Below are 19,128 nucleotides of genomic sequence, written 5' to 3' on the forward strand. Positions count from 1 at the left end.
CGCTCTTGAGCTTGGGGAATTGAGACTCTCAGGTCTGAAGAGACGCTCGATTCTTGAATAGACTAGGGGAGAGAGCAATTTTTGCAATCTGGCTGCGATCACTTCAGTTGAGGCGAACTGGTACATTCCGATGGCGAATATGATCTGGATTTATAATACGTCGTTTTCCCCTGCTGCTCCCAGAGTCACACCTTACAGACCAAATTACCTTTTTGGCTCAGATGAAGTTCAGGCGAGCGGCCTAAAATGAGAAAGAGGCATCGTATCGGGCTTAATCTTGAGACTGCAAATGGCTCAAACCTTGTAAATAAAAAGGCTGTAAGCATTCTCCCGACATTGGTAGCCCAGAGCCATAAATGCTTCAATCGCTGTTCGCGTTACACAGCAAGGCCTGGAGGCAAGCTCAAGTTCCCCCCAAGGGGGGAACTTGAGCTTAAGTTGTCACGAATGGGGTCTTCCTGGTAACGATAAGCGATCGATTAGCAATTAGCAGCAATTAGTAATTACTTATTCTTTGGTTTGAAAATGTCTGTTAAACAATCACATTACGAAACTTTACTAGCAGAGTACAGCGAATCTTCGGCCGCGATCGCGCTGCTGAAAAAATATCGCGTTTACATGGAAATGATTCCGAGTATCCGCCGCGCCCATGAGAGTTTAATCACAATTCCTTTGCCAATTGCGCGCTTGCGGGACGGGGTTTCGTATGCCGGAAGCAGCGGCACTAGCATATCGCCCGGACAGGCAGTTTGTTTGCCCTGCGATTTGGCCATTTTGATGTGCGATCCAGAATGGAAAGTTAAAATTGGAGTGGAAATTTTGATTTTCATTCATCGTCCGGGCGAAGAGTTTTCTGAGTTGCTCGGCCGCTGGCGTCAGTCTCAAGTTTGGCTGGATAAAGGTTACGAATGGGTGATGCCGCAGCGCTACAGACATATTTACAGCGATGAAGCTGAGGCTGTTCATCCGCTATTTGTTTTGTTTGAGGAAACGCCGGAACTGATTCAACGGGGTTTGATGGCGGCTGGTTTGCCGTTTGTGGTGGAAAGTTTCGAGTCGGTTGAAGAAGTAGAGGAGGAAGAGTTTCTGGGTAGCGGGGAACTGGGAAGTATTGGTGAAGAGAGTTTTGATTTGTAGGGTGGGTGCGATCGCCTATAGCCATCCTATTGCTTGAAATAAAGTAGATTTTTTTCAACGAACTGCAGAGGGCGCTCTTGGCGCAGAGAAAGAGAAAAGAGAGAAATATTGATGTTTGTGAAGCCCGAAGTGCGTTGTTATACGAAATTCTGGTTAGCTACCCCCCTTAGAATATAGTAATCCTAAATCAGTTGCCAAAATATTGGGCTTCACTAATCCTGATTAATTTGGTATTAATTCCGAGTTTTTATAAAAAAAGCCATACATCTCTAGCTTGGGAAAATCAAAAGTCTGACAATCAGTTACAAGCATAAATAGTGTTGGCTATTCATTAGTTAATATGCTCAATGAATAGCTCAGGCAGGAATGAAAGACAAATGAAGCTAGCAAAATATTTGGTAAGCTGTTGTGCATTTAAATTGTATGTTGAGAGCGGGCTTTCCTGCCCAACCTCTACTCCCCACCAAAGTTAAAATTTCTTTTACCATGCAATTTAAATGCGGATTAGCTTAGACTCTTTACCTGGTTTAACAGAGAAAGCTAATTTATTATTAACTATAAGCCCAACCTAGAGGGGTTAGGTGGATTGAACAGCCATGAAAACGAAGAAAAAAAAGATAAAATTGTTAACAAAGCTGTTGAAAATCGAGAAATAAAAGTAATTTTATATCGCCGCTAGGAAGGAATTATAATCATTTTACAGGTGGCATAAATTGTCAGTAAATTAACTTTACACATGGTAAAAAAAAGTCATAAATTACATCAAAATTCTCTATACCTAGTCAAAAAATTACCTTGGAAATAAGCTGTTCAGCATCTAAAACGCATATTGTATGGTATGCTATAGTATAATAATTTTAATAAAATTTATACCTACTAAAAACTTCCTCAGTTCTGAAACAAAGAAAACTCTGTAACAAGCATTAAAAGACCATGAGCATCCAGATATTCGACAAAGAGCGTTAATATTTTTATTACTAAATAACGGAAGCTCACAAGCTCAAACTACTGAAGTAATTGGATGTTCTCTCCGAAAAGTTGCCTATTGGAGTGTTCACGGTGATCCTGAAATTTTAGACAGTTTTAAAGATAACAGGATGAAGGGTAATTACCGAAAAGCTACAGAGAAATACATTAATTTACTTTTAGAAACACTTGAAGTAGACCCGGAAAAATATGGTTATGAGTTCGGAAGATGGACAACAGCTAGACTTGCAATATATCTAGGAGAACAGACGGTAATTGAGCTGAGTAGTACCCAAGTAAGGAGAATTTTAAAATCAAAAAAGTATGTTTACCTTTGGGCTAAATACAGCTTGAAAGATAAGCAAGATGCCGTAGAAAGGGGTTTATTCAAAGATAAATTAGCTGAGTATCTAAAAATATAAAAAGCATCTTCATACCTTTTACAGGTATGGTTTTGGGACGAGAGTGGATTTAGTTTAAGAGTGATTAGAAGGAAAAGCTGGTGTAAAAAAGGAACTCGAATTAACATTCATAGGAGAGCGACGAAAAGGCCGTATTAATGTGATGGGTGGAGTGAGATATTCAGACAAAAAAAGATGGGTAGATTTTATTTCCTCTGGGAATTCTGCTAATTTTTATGCTGTGCTGAATTTATTTTTATGAAGATTTAAAAGCCGAGTGGATATTGCAAGAAAATTTAGTCGAAGACTTTCAAGATAATGGCTGTAAGTTTGTGATAATTTTGGACAACGCTAGTTTTCATAAAAAAGCAGAGACTTTGCAGAAAATAGCCTCATAAATGCCCAATCTAATCATAGAGTTTTTGCCCAAATATAGCCCTGACTATAAGCTAGTTGAATTAGTATGGCATTCTGCCAAGGAATATGTTGCTAATAGATTATTTAAATCCATTGAAAAACTAGAATTATTGTTACATAAACTTTTAAATGAACGAGTACTAATTATGAAATGGAACATAAAAAAATTAAAGGTAACTTAGTTAATGCAGTTTAGATGTCGAACAGCTTCTCCCCTATTTTGTTAGGTAGCCACTAACAGAGTAAAGCGGGGGTCAAAGGCAGCCTACTGGTAGCCCAACCTGGTAAATGTCGAGCAATAGTTCATGTGTAGCGAAAGCAAAGATGTGGGTGAATCATCGTTATATTGAAGTAGTCTAATGGCTGATTAACACCATGCCAAAAGACAAGGATATGGCATAGGCGATTTTAACTTCTTCCTATAAGCACTGCCCAGAAACCCAGTGGATAGCATCACACTAAAAACTCTACCAATTTGTATTGGGAACGAAGTAACTATCATGTATTCTGGAGAAGAACAGGTGGATCACCCAGTAAGTAGCTAACGAAGAGTACATGAGATAGGGAGTGTATCAGACGCTAATGCTCTATTTTAATGACAGAGATACGCAGACAGATGCCCGGTAACTTCAAAGATGGGAATTATCGTAGCAATGAATAAGTCTAAAACGCGGGACAACCAGACGCTGGAATGGAATCAAATCAATGGGCGCCAAGCCGAAAGATTGAAATTCAAGTCGCAAAAACGTATCTATAGAACAAGTGAACATGGTGATGTTAAAGCAGTTGGTAAGCTTCAAAAGAGCTTGATTAATTCATGGTATAATAAGGTTCTAGCGGTACGACGGGTTACACAAGACTATGCTGGTAAACGTACAGCCGGAGTGGATGGTATTAAATTACTAACCCCGAAGCAACGAATTAAGCTAGTAAATGATCTCAAAACAACTGGTAAAGCACAATCTACACGTAGGGTAATGATTCCAAAACTAGGAACTAATGAGTCAAGACTATTACCCATACCCACAATGTACGACCGCGCCTTACAATCAGTTGTCAAAGCACCGCTTGAGCCAGAATGGGAGGCATCATTCGATCCCAACTCATATGGTTTTCGACGAGGAAGGTCATGTCATGATGCGATAGGAGCCATCTTTAACAGTATCAGATATAAAGCCAAATATGTGCTAGATGCTGATATTGCTAAATGCGTTGACCCCATTAATCAAAAAGCGTTACTTGACAAAATAAATACTTATCCACGACTCCGATAACAAATTAAGTCGTGGCTTAAAAGTGGCCTGTTAGACCAAGGTAAAAATTTTTCTACCAAGGAAGCTAACCCACCCGGAGGGGTTATTTCCCCGCTGCTGGCTAACATGGCCCTACACGGAATGGAAGAAAGGATTAAGCAATATGCGGAAACGCTAACAAAAGGGTACTCACGAATCAATAAAAAAGAGAAACAATGTTCCCTAAGTTTAACCCGAGACGACGATGATTTTGTGATAATGTACAAAAACATTGACGTAATACTCACCTGTCAGAAGATAATTGCCTACTGGTGGAGTGATATTGCCTTAGAGTAGAAACCAAATCCCACAAAATTAACCCACCTTCTCAACAAATATAATGGAAATGTTGTGTTTTAGTTTTTAGGATTCCATATACAACTGTATCCCGTAGGTAACTATAGAGATGCCAAAACTACAAATGGAAAGCCACTAGGTTTCAAGACAATAATCACCCCGTCCCAACCAAAAATCCAGGCTCATCTCGTAAAAAAAGCTGAAGTAATAGATTGCTATAAACACTCCCATCAATCTGTCTTAATTAAGAGGTAAAATGCAATCATCCGGGGATTGTCAGACTATTACTCAGCATTAGTAAGTAAGAAAATCTTCCAAAAAGTAGATAATCTTGCTGAACACAAGCTAAGAGGATGGGCAAAACGACGAGAAAAAGGTAACATCAACACAGACAAATACTGGCGAACAGTAGGCGAACTAAATTGGTGGGTCAGCACAGAAATAGGTTTTGAGTGAGTCCAATATGCAACAACGAATATCGTAAGGCACGTAAACGTAAAAGGCAATTCAACACCCTATAATAGTCAGTAGATTTACTGAAGTAAACGACTTGGAGAATACCATGACACACCAACAATAGTAGGAATACTCATTAAGAAATAAAAAGGTAAATGTAGCCACTGTGGTTTGTACTTTACACCTACAGACATTGTAGAAGTTGACCATATCTAACCCACCTCCCTAGGTGGCAAAGATAAATTTAAAAACCTCCAACTTCTACATAAACACTGTCACGACACAAAAACGGAAAAAGACGGTTCCTTCCACAAGAACCATGATTAAAACCCGTTTTGAATTGTACCCATAACAAGGGTGAAGATATCAAGGATCCGGATGAGGCGAAAGTTTCACGTCGGGTTCTGAAGTAGAGGTAGGTGGAGAAATGCCCCTATCGAATCTAACAGCTAGCATAAATTTTGCCGCTAACCGTCCCTGGGTGCAATTAATCGAATTAGAAGATGATCATTCTGTGGGAACTTTCCTAGCGGAAAGGTGGGAAGCGATTCAAAATTTTTGCCAATTCAAAAATTAAAACCTGACCAACTTTCAAGTCTTAACAATCAAATGACTGAACAAGATAGATCGACTCGCACCTTAGCCGTTGACATTGGCGGAAGTGGTATCAAAGTTATGGTTTTGGACAATGAAGGTGAGCCCCAAACGGAACGCAGCCGTTTAGAAACGCCTCAACCGCCGAAACCGGAACCCGTACTAGAGGCGATCGCCTCTTTAGCAAGCGGACAAGGGGAATTTGACCGAGTATCCGTCGGCTTCCCAGGCGTCGTGCGTCTAGGCGTCATCAAAACCGCAGTGAATTTAGATCCGTCTTGGATAGATTTTGACTTACAAACTACCCTCAAAGATCGCTTGGGAAAACCTGTGCGAGTGGCGAACGATGCGGATATTCAAGGATTGGGAGCAATTGCTGGGACGGGGGTAGAATTAGTAATTACCCTGGGTACAGGTTTCGGTTCTGCCTTATTTGTCGATGGTATCTTGGTACCCAATTTAGAATTAGGACATCACCCGTTTCGCAAAGGGGAAACTTACGAACAGCAATTAGGGCGATCGGCATTAGATACAGTCGGTTCCAAAAGATGGAATCGCCGTCTAGAAAAAGCGCTCACCTCTGTGCAAAATCTCTTTAACTGCGATCGCATTTACATCGGCGGTGGCAATACTAAAAAGATTGCTTTTGAGTTACCGCCACAGGTTAAAATAGTACCAAATGTGAGCGGTTTATTGGGCGGGATTGCTTTGTGGCGTGATTGAGTAAACTTGGTGGCAAAAATTCCCATCAATATCAAAGAAACCGGATTTTTTGCTCGGATTAAAGGCAATAATCCACTCTTTAGGTAAAAAACCCGGTTTCTGAATCCACGACGGTTGATTTTGTTTTTGGCTTGTGTGATGGTCGTTTAAAAAATTATTCGCCCATCGGATCGCGGTAGCGTTTAGGTTCATCCTTGCGAAACAGATTAGCCAAACCGAGTATGCCCAACAAACCCAAAGCACCCCAATGATTGTTGTCGTTTTTGCTTTCTTGAAAGGGAGTTCTGTCGAGAACGACTCCATTAGAATCAGTATTGTTTTGGGTCGGAGCTGACTCGGTTTGAGCTGAGGCAGGCATAGCTGAAGGGAGAATAGCCAAACTCAAAGCTATGAGGGTAGCGGCGGCATTTTTAGAGATCTCTGACGGCTTGACTTTCATACTTGGTTTCCACATATTAGCAGTTACTTTCTAAGAATAATCAATTGGGCGCGCCCCCGGCATCAATCGAGCGACAGAAACTAAATCCCCCTCTCCTCTTGCTTTCGAGATAGAAGACGCTCTATGCTAAGTTCAGATGCTTCTAAGCAGATTATCTAAAATAAAAAGTCGTAAACTATACCATGCTTCCCTTTATCCGAAAAGATTTAGCCGAACTTACCGCATACACTCCCCATCCGGGCGGCACATCAGGAGAACCAGCGCATTCGGAAAGTGCGATCGATCGCCTTGATACCAACGAATGCCCCTACGACTTGCCAGAGGAATTAAAAAAAAAGCTAGCTTGGACTTACCAGCAGTTAATTGAGACTAATCGCTATCCCGACGGAGGCCACGCAGCCCTCAAAGAGGATCTCGCCGAATACGTCAATGAATCCCTAAATGTCCCCGCCCTTAACAAGGGGGGGCTAGGGGGGGTTACACTGCCCAAAACCGCCATTACAGCCGACAATATTTCTGTGGGCAACGGTTCCGACGAACTAATTAGATCCATCTTAATAGCTACTTGTTTAGGCGGTACCGGCTCTATTTTGGTTGCGAATCCTACCTTTTCGATGTATGGAATAATCGCCCAAACCCTCGGTATTCCCGTTGTGAGTGTTCCGCGAAAAGAGGAGAATTTTGAAATCGATATCGAGGCGGCTAAAAAGGCGATCGCCCAAAATCAAAATCCCCCCGTGCGCGCCGTCTTTGTCGTTCATCCCAATTCTCCCACAGCCAATGCTTTGACACCAGATGAAATAGAATGGTTGTCAAATTTACCCGAAGAGATATTAGTAGTAATTGACGAAGCCTATTTTGAATTCAGCCAAAATACTTTAGCAGACCAATTGCACCATCACCAGAATTGGATAATTTTACGCACATTTTCCAAAGCATTTCGGTTAGCGTCAATGAGAGTCGGATATGCGATCGCCCATCCCGAACTCGCAGCCGCCTTAGAAAAAATCCGTCTCCCCTACAACCTCCCCAGTTTCTCGCAAACCTCAGCCGAGTTTGCCCTAGCGCAGCGGCAGTTATTGCTGGCAGTAATTCCCGAAATTATAGCAGAGAGATCGCAATTAATTGCAGCGCTAACTCAGCATCGAAAATTGCAAGTTTGGCCGAGTGCGGCTAACTTCGTTTACCTGCGGGTGAAAGCTGGCGATCATAATTTAGCAGAAACTGAACACAAACAAATCATGCAGCAGCTAAAACAGCGAGGTACTTTAATTCGCCATACTGGGGGAGGTTTGCGAATTACGGTGGGTAGCCCGGAGGAAAATCAGCGAACAGTCGATCGAATAGGAGAAATTTTTGACAACTCATAATATTCTGTCTCCAGTTTCTGCTTAACACAAAAATAACTTTGGAGAAGGTATATATGCTTCAAGGAAAGGTTTTACGGGTTGCTCGTCCAACGGATTGCCTCGATCGAGTTGTTCATTTCTACACAGAGGGTTTAGGGCTGCAAATCCTCGATCGTTTTGAAAACCATGAAGGTTTTGATGGAGTAATGATTGGGATGCCAGGAGAAAGCCACCACTTTGAATTCATCCATCAACGGGGACATATTGTAGGTGGCGCTCCAACTCAAGACAATCTTATCGTCTTTTACCTTCCTAACCAACAAGAATGGCAGCAGGCTGTTGAGCGAATGAAAGCAATGGGATTTGAGCCTGTAAACTCCTACAATCCTTACTGGGACAAAGATGGAGTGACCTTTGAAGACCCAGATGGCTATCGAGTCGTTTTGCAGAATGCCGAGTGGAACTTGTAGCAGCGCGATCGCAGCCTAAGGTATCTACACCAATTTATAACTGATCATTTCCTTGCCGTGCCGCGCGAATGGTTTGGGGAAATACGCCTACTAAAAGTGCCAAAGCTTCATCGGGAATTTGTGCCACTATTTCCGAATCCAAATATTGTTCAAACTGAGTTAAAACCATTTGTGCGCGTTCCAAAGCTGTAGGCTTTGCCGTTAACTGTTCCATTAACCGCACCCACTGCCGCCGAATTCCAAAAGCTTTCTGTATTTCTTCGGGAGATTGAGGGCAAACCAAACAAAAATCGCCCACGGGAATCGCCTGCTGAGAGTCAACATCAAAAACGCCCCCAACGGCAGCCCCAGGTCCGGCAAACTCCGCGTGGAAGCGTTTAATCAAAATTAGGCCGTTCCGGCGACGGCTATCTACCATCAAAAGCTTACCGCTGTTGATTTCTGCGAGAATGTCAGAGGAGTGGGGGTGTTCTGTCAAATCTGTGCCAAGGTTTCGATGTCCCAAGTCCGGGCCAGCAGAAAGGCCGGCGCGGACAATATAATTAGAGGTAAGATTAGAGCTGGATGAAGTATCAATTTTTTGCTCCTCCCGCTGCCGATCGAGATTATTCATTTAAAGTTATAAATTAATACTGTCACAAGGTGGTAGTTTGAGCGCGATCGAATATCAAATGCAGGTAGAACAAGCAGTAGACACCCTGAAAGCGGATCTCCCGACGCTTTTTGAAAAAGACATCTCCTACGACATCTACACAAAAGATGTTTATTTTCAAGACCCGGTTAACAAATTTAAAGGAAAAATTAACTATCGCATTATCTTTTGGACTCTTCGATTTCACGGGCAGCTATTCTTTAACGAGATTTACTTCGACCTGCACGACGTAGGTCAGACAGCCCATGATACTATTGTGGCAAATTGGACTGTTCGCGGGAAACTGCGGGTTCCCTGGAAAGCTCGGATTTTTTTTAACGGCTACTCTACTTATAAACTGGATAAAGACGGCTTAATTTACCAACATATTGACACCTGGGACAGAGAACCCGGAGAGATTTTAAAGCAGTTTTTCCGCAAGGGGGAGGAGGCGACCCAAGTATAAGCCAAAAAGGTCGATCGCGCCGAGATCAGGGCCAGCCACCCAATTAACTTATAATGGCTAAAATAATCATCATCCCTCCGATTCATTTTCTGCTATTTGTAAATTGCTAAAATGATTGTCGCCTCTGATTCATTTTCTTTTATTTGCACTCCTGAAAAACATCATGGCTGATATTGTCCAGACTGCCACCAATGCCAGCTCTTTCAAAACACTCGTGACTGTTATTGAAGCGGCTGGTTTGTTAGATTTATTGCAAAGTCCGGGACCTTATACCGTCTTAGCACCAACTGATGAGGCATTTGCCAAAATTCGTACGAACACTATTACCTCTTGGCTGGAAGACATACCCAAGCTCAAGAAAATTCTGACTTATCACATTCTGTTTGGCGAGGTACTAAGTGAGAATTTACTTGAGTTAAGTTCTGCTGAAACAGTGGAAGGTTCTGTAGTGGGAATTGATACTTCTGACGGCATTAAAGTGAATGATGCTAAAGTTCTCACTTCAGATATTCTTGCCGACAATGGCGTCATTCATATCATTGATGCGGTGCTAATACCAACATTGCTTGCAGCATAACCAAACTTGTGGCATCTCTAAATTTAGTAGGGTGCTTATGGGCGCACCTGACATTTTAAACTAGAGAACTTACGCAAGTGTTACAATTAGTAAGGTGCGTCAGAACCCAAACCATAGCTCATCCGCCCATAACTCGGTCGGACGCACCCTACAAGTCGATTTGATCGTGACACTTGCGTAATTGCTGAACTAATTATCCGAACCTAAAATCAATCCTGAGCGCGCCGGCAGCATCAATTCTAAAAGCCGATTTTCCCCGTCACCTTTCCAAACAAACTCGCCTTTCCCAAACAGCAATTTCTCGTGAGGAGATTTCAAATTAGCTGCCTCAAAGCTAATATTAGCTTCTTCGGTCGCGACATTAATCGCAACAACTATTTCCTCATCCCTCAAAATTCTGGCAAAAACGTAAACCGTTCCTTCAGCAAACAGAACTTGGTACGATCCAGTGCGGAGGGCCGCGTATTTGTGCCGCAAAGCTATCAACTGCTTATGATAATCTAAAACATCAAGTTCCCAGCGAGATTGTAAGGGAAAACCGCGGCGAGAATCGGGGTCTAGAGCACCGGGTAAACCAACTTCATCGCCGTAGTAAATGCTAGGAGCTCCCGGAAAAGTTAACAGTAGCAAAGTAGCGAGTTCGACGCTAGCTTTATCGCCCCCAGCAATTGACAGCAACCTAGCTGTATCGTGACTAGCCAACAAATTAAGTTGAGTTAGCTGTATCGGCCACGGGTAGAGATCCAAAACGTGCTGAATTTTGTCGCCGTACTCTTTAGCAAAAAGCGGCGGATAGGGATGGTAAGAACGACCTTCAATTTGAGCTAAATCAACTCTATCGCCCGCTGTAAAAGCAATAGTCGGCGCCGCAAAAAGATAATTCATTACTCCATCAAATTGACTGCCGTCGAGCCATTCTCTCGCGTCTTCCCAAACTTCACCAACAATGTAAGCTTCGGGATTAATAGCTTTAACTCGGTCTCGAAATTCCTGCCAAAATCCTGGGGTTTTAATTTCAAAAGGAACGTCCAGCCGCCAGCCATCGATGCCGAATTTAATCCAATATTCGGCGATTTCCATGATGTATTCTCGCACTTCTGGATTATCGTGATTGAATTCAGGAAGTGCTCGATTCCCATCCCAACCGGCATAATTAGCAGGAAAATTGCCGTCGTAAGCGGATAGCGGCCAGCCTTCAATTTTAAACCAATCCACCCAAGGAGAATGGGGGCCGTTTTCGAGGATGTCGTGAAAGAAGAAAAAGCCGCGGCTGGCGTGGTTGAATACGCCGTCGAGGACGATTTTGATGTTGCGATCGTGAGCCGCGTCTAGAAGCTCTTTAAAAGCCGGATTGCCACCCAACATCGGATCGACTTGATAGTAGTCGTGGGTGTGGTAGCGGTGATTGCTGGCCGACTGAAATATGGGGGTGAAATAAATTGCGTTAATGCCTAAGTCTTGCAAGTAGTCTAGCTGTTCCATCACGCCCCACAAGTCGCCGCCTTTGTAGCCTTGCAGGGTGGGGATTTCGTGCCATTCTTCCCACATGAAGTTTTGCAGCAGGCGTTTGCGAGGCTGTTTGCTTTTGGCGAAGCGATCGGGGAATATTTGGTAGAATACCGCGTGTTTAACCCAGTCTGGCGTTTGAATTTGCATACACTTTTTTTAGCTTTTAGGGGTTAGGCTACAGTAGCAGATGTTTGTTGCGGATCTAGCTTTTGGTAGAGAATAGACATTTTATCCCATTTGGTCGAGCGACAAATTGTAAAATATTACACAAATTTGCGGTCAATCTAAGATAGAAAACTGACTCTACCTAGAAGAAATTTATCGTCCCGACGGGGGGCGCTTCCTGAGTGCTGTGGAGTCGGACAAACTCAAATAACAGAAACGCCCGCAAAAAAACCGGATCAAACTCAAGCAGAACCAGAGCGCGAAGAAGGGCCCATACAGAGCGTCAGCGCCCGTGGTGGCGCGATCGACCTGCCTTGAAAAAGAACAACAGCGCCATGAGCCTCGATTGATAAATTGTGAAAACGGGGACTTTACCCAAAAGACTTATTATTAACAGCCCAAACCCCGAACCTTATTCTTTCCTTAAACTGCCTTTATTTATTGAAGGGTATTTTAAGTCACAACTCAAAACTTTTTTAAATATCCATTCTGGATAGATGGGTATTTTAACTCACAACTCAAAACTCCTAACTCCAGTCCCGGACGCACTCCAACTCTTCTAAACCGGGTTTTTTAACTGTTATTGAGGATTTGAAGAAGTATTTGGATTAAACAACCCGGTTTCTGTGTAGGCGACTCAACTGATAACTCAAAACTCAAAACTTCCTTGCTCCCCCCCCTTGTCAAGAAGCCCTCACCATCCGACACTGTACTTGGAGAGTTAATCGACCCTAGGGAGAAAGTTCCTTGAAAAAAGTCTTAGCCATCATCCTCGGTGGCGGTGTAGGCACCCGCCTTTACCCCCTAACCAAACTGCGAGCCAAACCCGCAGTTCCCCTCGCAGGCAAATATCGCCTCATCGATATTCCTGTCAGCAACTGCATAAACTCGGAAATAGTCAAAATCTACGTCCTCACCCAATTCAACTCAGCATCCCTCAACCGTCACATCTCTCGCACCTACCAGTTTTCCGGCTTCACCGAGGGATTTGTTGAGGTGCTCGCCGCCCAGCAAACTCAGGAAAACCCCAACTGGTTTCAAGGGACAGCCGACGCAGTTCGCCAATATCTCTCGCTGCTAGAACAGTGGGACGTTGATGAATACTTGATTCTCTCTGGCGACCACCTCTATCGCATGGACTACCAGAAGTTTGTGCAGAGACACCGCGAAACCAACGCGGATATCACCCTCTCGGTTTTGCCAATGGACGAGAAGCGGGCCTCGGATTTTGGTTTGATGAAAATCGACGACACCGGCCGCATTGTTTCTTTCAGCGAAAAGCCAAAAGGCGATGCGCTCAAACAAATGCAGGTGGATACTACTACACTGGGACTAACAGCGCAGCAGGCTCAGGAAAGTCCTTACATTGCTTCGATGGGGATTTACGTCTTCAAAAGAGAAGTTCTGATTAAACTCCTGAAAGAATCTCCAAATCAAACTGATTTTGGTAAAGAGATAATTCCGAATTCTGCAAAAGACCACAACGTTCAAGCTTATTTGTTTGACGATTACTGGGAAGATATCGGAACCATTGAGGCTTTTTACGAGGCTAACTTGGCTCTGACAAAACAGCCTAAGCCGCCTTTCAGTTTCTACGATGAAAAGGCGCCGATTTATACTCGCCCGCGTTTCTTGCCGCCGACTAAGCTTTTAAATACTCACGTGACTGAATCGATTATTGCTGAAGGCTGCATTCTCAAAGAGTGCCGGATCGACCATTCTGTGTTGGGAGTTCGATCGCGCATTGAAGCTGGATGTACGATTCAAGACACCCTGGTCCTGGGTGCTGACTTCTACGAACCCGACGCCGAACGGCATTCGAGTTTGGACAGCGGCGGCGTCGCCCTCGGTATCGGTGCAGATACTACAATTCGCCGCGCGATTGTGGATAAAAATGCCCGCATTGGCCGCAATGTTCAAATAATTAATAAAGACCGAGTGGAAGAAGCAAACCGCGAAAACCAAGGTTTTTACATCCGCAGCGGCATTATCGTAGTCCTGAAAAATGCCACGATTCCTGATGGAACTATCATTTAGTTATTAGTCATTAGTCATTAGTCGTCAGTCATTAGTTTTTTAAGTTAAAATCTGTTACCTGCTTTTCAAGTGACTGATTATAAATAATGAAATTAGTGACAGATCACCAATGACCGATGACTGATGACTGATGACAAAATTCATTCTTTTTTTTGTTGATTATTAATTTCCACCCCTGATGCGAGGTTGTCGAAATACTTGGCTTTATTCAAAGGCTCGCGGATTATTAATAAGCGACCTTCTCTGTTACTGTCTGCCGTGATACAGATATGTCCGCTCGCCTGCGTCTGGCGAATAGCTTCTGATTCTTGTATTTGCGCTGGTAGCACGACTGGCAAATGCGCTGCCCGTTTCTGAGTAAAACAGAACTCTCGGAACTATCTTTCCAATCGTCGCAGCAGCCACAAGGCCAACTTAGCAAATAATTCATAATGTTAGCACCCTAGTAGCGTTAAAAGCTTATCGCTCTACTATCCTATCTTAATGTTTTATACAAGTGTGTGATGTAGCTAACAGACAGCGGAGAAATTATGTTATATTACTTGGATTTAAATCTCTTCAAAGGTTGTAAAAATAAAATTTTATAGGAAGGGTCTGGGGTTAATAAAAAATATCTAGAAATTTTGTGGGATAACGGCGCAATTTAGGGTATTATATAGTCACAATTTAGACATCAGATTGGATCGAACTTGCTGATGAAAACCTGCTAAGATTTGGATTGGGTGATAAAGCTCAGATCGAGAAGTTCGTAGGCGTAAGCCGGGGCGTAGCCATCGCACCGCGCCCCGAAAAGAAAGACCAAAAAAAGATCGATCGTCCGCGCCAGTCAACCCTCCTGGTCTCGCGCCCGCAACAGCAGCAGCTTTCCCCGCCTCATCTCAACCGGGCTGCTGCCTCCCGACAGCCCTAAGCCTCATAACTCCCCACAAAGTTTTCGTCACAGGAGTTTCCCCGTCTCACAGCTCACAGGTATAGCAACGGCATCTAGGGTAAGGACGTTCTTAATTGATGAAACCATTGTTTTTGCTGTCGAATGCCAAAAGCATTTCTAGAGGCGGCTGCTCTGGCTCCCTTCAGCACCAGAGATCCGAATGCTATAAAATCTTAAACAGCAGCGGAGTGCGGAAATTGCGATCGAACGCCAAGCAACAACCGAACTCGATCGAGTCCAAACCTTTGATAACCTATAATTTGAATGAGATGCCGCAGGCACTTCGGCTCCTGGCATTATACTAATGCGCCATCCTGCGGCTAATTTGGGATTTATTCTTTCTAACAACTAACAACTAACAAATAACAACTAATAAAGAGGGGATTGCTTAATGGCTGCAACAGATTTTAAAGACTATTACGCTATTTTGGGGCTCAACAAAACTGCCAGTTCTGACGAAATTAAAAAAACTTTCCGCAAACTAGCCCGCAAATATCACCCGGACATGAACCCCGGCAACAAAGAAGCCGAAGCTCGTTTTAAAGAAGTAAACGAAGCTTACGAAGTGCTCTCAGACCCTGAAAAACGCAAAAAATACGACCAATACGGTCAATACTGGAAGCAAGCTGCCACAACTCCAGGCGGATGGCCGGGGGGGGGCAGTACGAATGTAGACTTTGGCGGGGTTGACTTCAGCGAGTACGGCAGTTTTGACGAATTTATCAATGCCTTGCTAGGCCGCGCAGGTAGTAGTCCCGGTAGTGCCCGCAATGCCAAGTGGAATTACAGCAACTACCGCAGCACCAGCGGCGGGCCCACAGGTTTTGGCGGATTTGAAGATTTCGCGGGGTACGAAAACCGCACTGCAGGAAGCTCTCTCGACACCGAGGTCGCCATTTCCCTGACTCTGGGGGAAGCATTTCGGGGAACTTCCAAGCGAGTCGCCACGGGGGAAGTTTCGATTCCAGCCGGAGTGAAAACCGGCAGTAAAATTCGGATAAAAGGCAAAGGTCAAGTTGACCCCTACACGAAGCAGCAGGGAGATTTGTACCTAAAATTAGAAGTTTTGCCTCACGCTTTCTTCCAGTTTGAGGGAGAAAATTTGGTCTGCGAAGTGCCGATAACTCCCGATGAAGCGGTGTTGGGAGCTTCGATTGAAGTGCCGGCGCCTGAAGGTATGATCACTGTGAAATTTCCAGCCGGGATTCGTTCGGGTCAGTCTTTGCGGTTGCGGGGCAAAGGATGGCCGAAACCCAAGAAAGACGAGCGGACTGATTTGTTAGTAAAAATTGCGATCGTGCCACCTAAAGAACTCACCACTGTCGAACGCGAGTCCTACGAGAAAATCCAAGCAAACCGTACTTTTAATCCTCGCAGTAATCTCAATCAGATGGTGCTTTGAAAAAGCGTGCATTTCTCGGGCGCAAATAAGATTCTTTCTTCAATATTTCCTCGGGACACAGCATTGTTGTGTCCCTACTGTATGCAAGCGCGCTCTCATTTGAAAAATACCCTGTTAATAAGTCAACTTTTCTTCGCCCGTAATTTGCACTTTCCAACCTTCTCAAGACTCTTCGCTAGCTCTTAGCTGAGTAGGTTGACTACCTTGTTTGAGGTTGATGGTAATTTTTTTAGCTCCTTTGTTCTCCAGATCTCGGATGTAGCCGGTCGATCTGTCAGAAGCTTCCTGTCTGCTGTCATAGGGCCCAAAGTAATAGGTACCCTTTGGCGAATCGGTATCCACTTCTACCCACCATTCGTCGCGTCGAGTGCTGCTAGCAGGTTGAGCTAGCACCCAAAAAGCCGTGAAAAACATACCCAACATAGAGATTTCAAACATATTTACCTCGGGAAATACTTAAGTAGTTTTTACTATTCTCAATTTATCAAGGCAACGGGAGCGATCGGCTCGTCCTCAGTGCTGATTTGATGCCGATAATTTTTGGCAGTTAATGCTGGCTAAACTCTGCATTTTGGTGGAGAAGATGCCGACTTTGAAGCCACCACTACAAATACAAAGTCCGCCCGGTAAGGACTAGGACAAGACGATGCTTAATATTATTGTTGAGGCTTCAGTTAATGAAAAATTCAAACAGAACTTAGACACTCTTGACGCTCAGAAACCGCGTTGCTTAACCCATACCCCTCGCTATAGACGGAGTATTTTCGTCAAAAAACCCGGTTTCTGCCCCCTGGAGTATCAAAATTCTTAAGCCGCGATACCCTCTGAAAATTCACTATCGCAAATCGTGAGTTCCGAAGGCTGACAGCGTTTGATGCGGATACTAACCCTTTTAGCTCCCTCGCTTTCCAAGTCTTCGATGTAGCCTGGAGTATTGCTTGAGGCTTCTTTGTCGGTGTCGAAGGGGCCAAAATAGTAGGTACAGTGGGGCAAATCGGTGACAATTTCTACCCACCATTTCTCAGACCGGCGGTGGCTTGGCCCGGCAAACACGGACAAGACTGCGACGTAGATACAAAATAAATAAAATCCGAGCATCTTTATTCTTGAGGGAGGTTTAATTTATTATTTAAATCTATCAAAATAATTTGTCCGATCGAATCAACCTCAGTGCTGATTTTGCCTCGATCGACTTTAGATGCGAGATTTTAGATCTTAGATTTTTCTTCCCATCTAAAACCTAAAGCAAAACCCGCCGGTGCGGGTTGTTTGCTAACTGAAAAATGCTCTTTTTCCGAACTAGATGGCTGGGCAAACCTCAGCCTGCTGAGGTTTAGCGCTTGCCTTTGGGGAACTGTTCGATACCAGCCCAACCGTAGAAAACCAGCTCGTCGTTCTGAACTCGGCAGCGGTCTACTCGCAGTTGAGTGCCTTCTAAGGCAAATTTGTCTAAGTCTAGCAAGTTATTTACGTGGGCAATTATAGCTTGGCCCAAGTCTACTGCTTGCTCGTCACCGCCGTAAGTAACGCTGACAAATTGGATTTTGCGTCTGTCTTCTACTTGCAATTGAGCAGTAATATCTATTTTGACCGGTTCGCTGGCATCGCCTACGGTAATTTCGGACTGAAGCCGAATTGATTTGTCAGTTCCGAAGCTGACTTCAGTGTTTTGAAAGTGCAGAGATTGCTCTTGGTACTTCAGCTTCTGGAGTTTTTCAACTACAAAAGGTGTATTGAATGAGGTGGTTAAATCCGATCGACTTAAGACTACTCGCATATTTGCCTGGGTAGGCTGCCGTAATTTCACTTGACCTGCAAAAATCGCTCCAAAATCAATGGAGAGTGCTTGCAGGTAGAGTTCCATCACTTCTATGCGAAGGCCGTTGTACATCAACATACCTTTGCCAACGAAGTCGAAACCGTCGATGCTTCCCTGCAAGAGTTTGGCTACTGGTTCGACTCGGATGTTGGCCTCGGCCTTTTCAGAACGCTTGAATAAGGCTGCGATCGCAGCTCCTGCTACTTTACTAACAAGGCGATCGCCACTTTGACCTTGAAAGGATGTACCGCTAAACAAAGCTGCTACCATTTATTCGTTTGCTCATCTACAGTCGCCATTATAACCTCATATTAAGAAATGTAAAAATCGCTTGTGCTTATTCACCTCATAAGCAGATCTTGTTTTTTGTCTGTCTTCAAAACAACATTGTTGAAATTTAAACGCTCAGGGGGGTGCCTTGGAGACAGGCGCGATCGAGCAATGCCCCATCCCAAACGGTTTCTTCGATCAACGCGCAAAGCAAATTAGCCCCCGTCAGGTTAGCGCCGCGCAGTACGGCTCCATTCAGGATCGCTTCTTCCAAGTCAGCTCCCGACAAATCAGCGCCTGACAAATTGGCATTGCTCAAATCGGCACCAAGCAAAATTGCCCGAGCCAAAGCAGCGCCCCGCAAATCGGCGCCACGAAAATCGACACCGCTCAAATCCAAATTGCCGATGGATGCCCCCGTCAAAAAAGCACCCCCAAAACTTGCGTCGCGGACTAAAGCGTTAGCGAAGGAAGCTCCGCGCAAATCGGCATTGCGAAAATCTGCGCCTCGCAAGTCAGCGCCGCTCAAGTCAGCACCTCTGAGGTTGGCTCGCAATACGGCCCGCTGCAAGTTAGCGCCGGCGAGATTAGCTCCACTCAAATTGGCTTGAGACAAGTTAGCACCGGCGAGATCAGCTCCGGCTAAGTCTTTTCCGGCTAAATTAGTGCCGGCCAACATCAAAATTTTGCCTTTTCGTATGGCTTCGAGGTCATTAGTCATTAGTTTTTAGTCATTAGTCATTAGTCATTAGCGCACAGACCGGCTGCTGCTACAACTCC

At 44.2% G+C, this 19,128-nt stretch carries 17 protein-coding genes and 2 pseudogenes; 12 read left to right on the top strand and 7 right to left on the bottom strand.

The annotated features are described in order from the left end of the window. Window positions 1-525: 525 nt before the first annotated feature. The 6 genes and pseudogenes from QUB25_RS03310 (at window position 526) to QUB25_RS03335 (ending at window position 6,283) form a co-directional block, all read left to right on the top strand. Window positions 526-1,137 (top strand): hypothetical protein, encoded by a 612-nt coding sequence (locus QUB25_RS03310; protein WP_333181995.1) that lies wholly within the window; start codon window positions 526-528, stop codon window positions 1,135-1,137. Window positions 1,138-2,006: 869 nt separating this feature from the next. Then, window positions 2,007-3,103: pseudogene (locus QUB25_RS03315) on the top strand (IS630 family transposase). A gap of 453 nt (window positions 3,104-3,556) precedes the next feature. After that, window positions 3,557-4,195, top strand: coding sequence for a reverse transcriptase N-terminal domain-containing protein (locus tag QUB25_RS03320; RefSeq protein WP_333181996.1), 639 nt, complete (start codon window positions 3,557-3,559; stop codon window positions 4,193-4,195). A gap of 588 nt (window positions 4,196-4,783) precedes the next feature. Further along, a complete protein-coding gene (locus QUB25_RS03325; protein WP_333181997.1) occupies window positions 4,784-4,966 on the top strand; it encodes a group II intron maturase-specific domain-containing protein in 183 nt (60 codons plus the stop codon). 252 nt (window positions 4,967-5,218) lie between these two features. Beyond that, window positions 5,219-5,293: pseudogene (locus tag QUB25_RS03330) on the top strand (hypothetical protein); the annotation flags it as partial. Between the two features lie 282 nt (window positions 5,294-5,575). After that, the gene (locus QUB25_RS03335) at window positions 5,576-6,283 is read left to right on the top strand and encodes an ROK family protein (protein ID WP_333181998.1); all 708 of its coding nucleotides are present in this window, start codon (window positions 5,576-5,578) and stop codon (window positions 6,281-6,283) included. A gap of 154 nt (window positions 6,284-6,437) precedes the next feature. On the opposite strand, the gene QUB25_RS03340 is transcribed toward QUB25_RS03335, so the two are convergent. Next, complete coding sequence (locus QUB25_RS03340) at window positions 6,438-6,737, bottom strand: WGxxGxxG family protein (protein WP_333035745.1); 300 nt, start codon at window positions 6,735-6,737, stop codon at window positions 6,438-6,440. Between the two features lie 167 nt (window positions 6,738-6,904). On the opposite strand from QUB25_RS03340, the gene QUB25_RS03345 reads away from it, so the two are divergent. Beyond that, on the top strand, window positions 6,905-8,092 hold the full coding sequence (locus QUB25_RS03345; protein WP_333181999.1) for a histidinol-phosphate transaminase: 1,188 nt from the start codon (window positions 6,905-6,907) through the stop codon (window positions 8,090-8,092). A gap of 53 nt (window positions 8,093-8,145) precedes the next feature. After that, window positions 8,146-8,541: a VOC family protein gene (locus QUB25_RS03350; protein ID WP_333063420.1), complete on the top strand. Its 396-nt coding sequence runs from the start codon at window positions 8,146-8,148 to the stop codon at window positions 8,539-8,541. 34 nt (window positions 8,542-8,575) lie between these two features. Here the strand turns inward: QUB25_RS03350 and QUB25_RS03355 are convergent, their stop codons facing one another. Next, window positions 8,576-9,154, bottom strand: coding sequence for a hypothetical protein (locus QUB25_RS03355; RefSeq protein ID WP_333182000.1), 579 nt, complete (start codon window positions 9,152-9,154; stop codon window positions 8,576-8,578). A gap of 58 nt (window positions 9,155-9,212) precedes the next feature. Between QUB25_RS03355 and QUB25_RS03360 the strand changes: the two genes are divergently transcribed. Together QUB25_RS03360 and QUB25_RS03365 are read left to right on the top strand one after the other, a co-directional pair. After that, the gene (locus tag QUB25_RS03360) at window positions 9,213-9,638 is read left to right on the top strand and encodes a DUF2358 domain-containing protein (RefSeq protein WP_333182158.1); all 426 of its coding nucleotides are present in this window, start codon (window positions 9,213-9,215) and stop codon (window positions 9,636-9,638) included. Window positions 9,639-9,801: 163 nt separating this feature from the next. After that, complete coding sequence (locus QUB25_RS03365; RefSeq protein ID WP_333182001.1) at window positions 9,802-10,215, top strand: fasciclin domain-containing protein; 414 nt, start codon at window positions 9,802-9,804, stop codon at window positions 10,213-10,215. A gap of 189 nt (window positions 10,216-10,404) precedes the next feature. Here the strand turns inward: QUB25_RS03365 and QUB25_RS03370 are convergent, their stop codons facing one another. Next, a complete protein-coding gene (locus tag QUB25_RS03370; protein WP_333182002.1) occupies window positions 10,405-11,871 on the bottom strand; it encodes a glycoside hydrolase family 13 protein in 1,467 nt (488 codons plus the stop codon). A gap of 765 nt (window positions 11,872-12,636) precedes the next feature. Between QUB25_RS03370 and QUB25_RS03375 the strand changes: the two genes are divergently transcribed. Next, window positions 12,637-13,926: a glucose-1-phosphate adenylyltransferase gene (locus QUB25_RS03375; protein WP_333035737.1), complete on the top strand. Its 1,290-nt coding sequence runs from the start codon at window positions 12,637-12,639 to the stop codon at window positions 13,924-13,926. A gap of 1,322 nt (window positions 13,927-15,248) precedes the next feature. Then, window positions 15,249-16,259: a J domain-containing protein gene (locus QUB25_RS03380; protein WP_333138058.1), complete on the top strand. Its 1,011-nt coding sequence runs from the start codon at window positions 15,249-15,251 to the stop codon at window positions 16,257-16,259. A 162-nt stretch (window positions 16,260-16,421) separates the two neighbouring features. Here the strand turns inward: QUB25_RS03380 and QUB25_RS03385 are convergent, their stop codons facing one another. The 4 genes from QUB25_RS03385 to QUB25_RS03400 form a co-directional block, all read right to left on the bottom strand. Then, a complete protein-coding gene (locus QUB25_RS03385; protein ID WP_333035734.1) occupies window positions 16,422-16,697 on the bottom strand; it encodes a DUF1816 domain-containing protein in 276 nt (91 codons plus the stop codon). Between the two features lie 369 nt (window positions 16,698-17,066). Further along, window positions 17,067-17,357, bottom strand: a complete 291-nt coding sequence (locus QUB25_RS03390; protein WP_333035732.1) for a DUF1816 domain-containing protein — start codon at window positions 17,355-17,357, stop codon at window positions 17,067-17,069. 235 nt (window positions 17,358-17,592) lie between these two features. After that, entirely contained in the window at window positions 17,593-18,348 is a 756-nt protein-coding gene (locus QUB25_RS03395) for a DUF2993 domain-containing protein (RefSeq protein WP_333035730.1), read from the bottom strand. A gap of 127 nt (window positions 18,349-18,475) precedes the next feature. Then, window positions 18,476-19,069: a pentapeptide repeat-containing protein gene (locus tag QUB25_RS03400; RefSeq protein ID WP_333063429.1), complete on the bottom strand. Its 594-nt coding sequence runs from the start codon at window positions 19,067-19,069 to the stop codon at window positions 18,476-18,478. Window positions 19,070-19,128: the final 59 nt, after the last annotated feature.

Source organism: Microcoleus sp. B3-D7 (assembly GCF_036705305.1).
Classification (GTDB): Bacteria; Cyanobacteriota; Cyanobacteriia; order Cyanobacteriales; family Microcoleaceae; genus Microcoleus.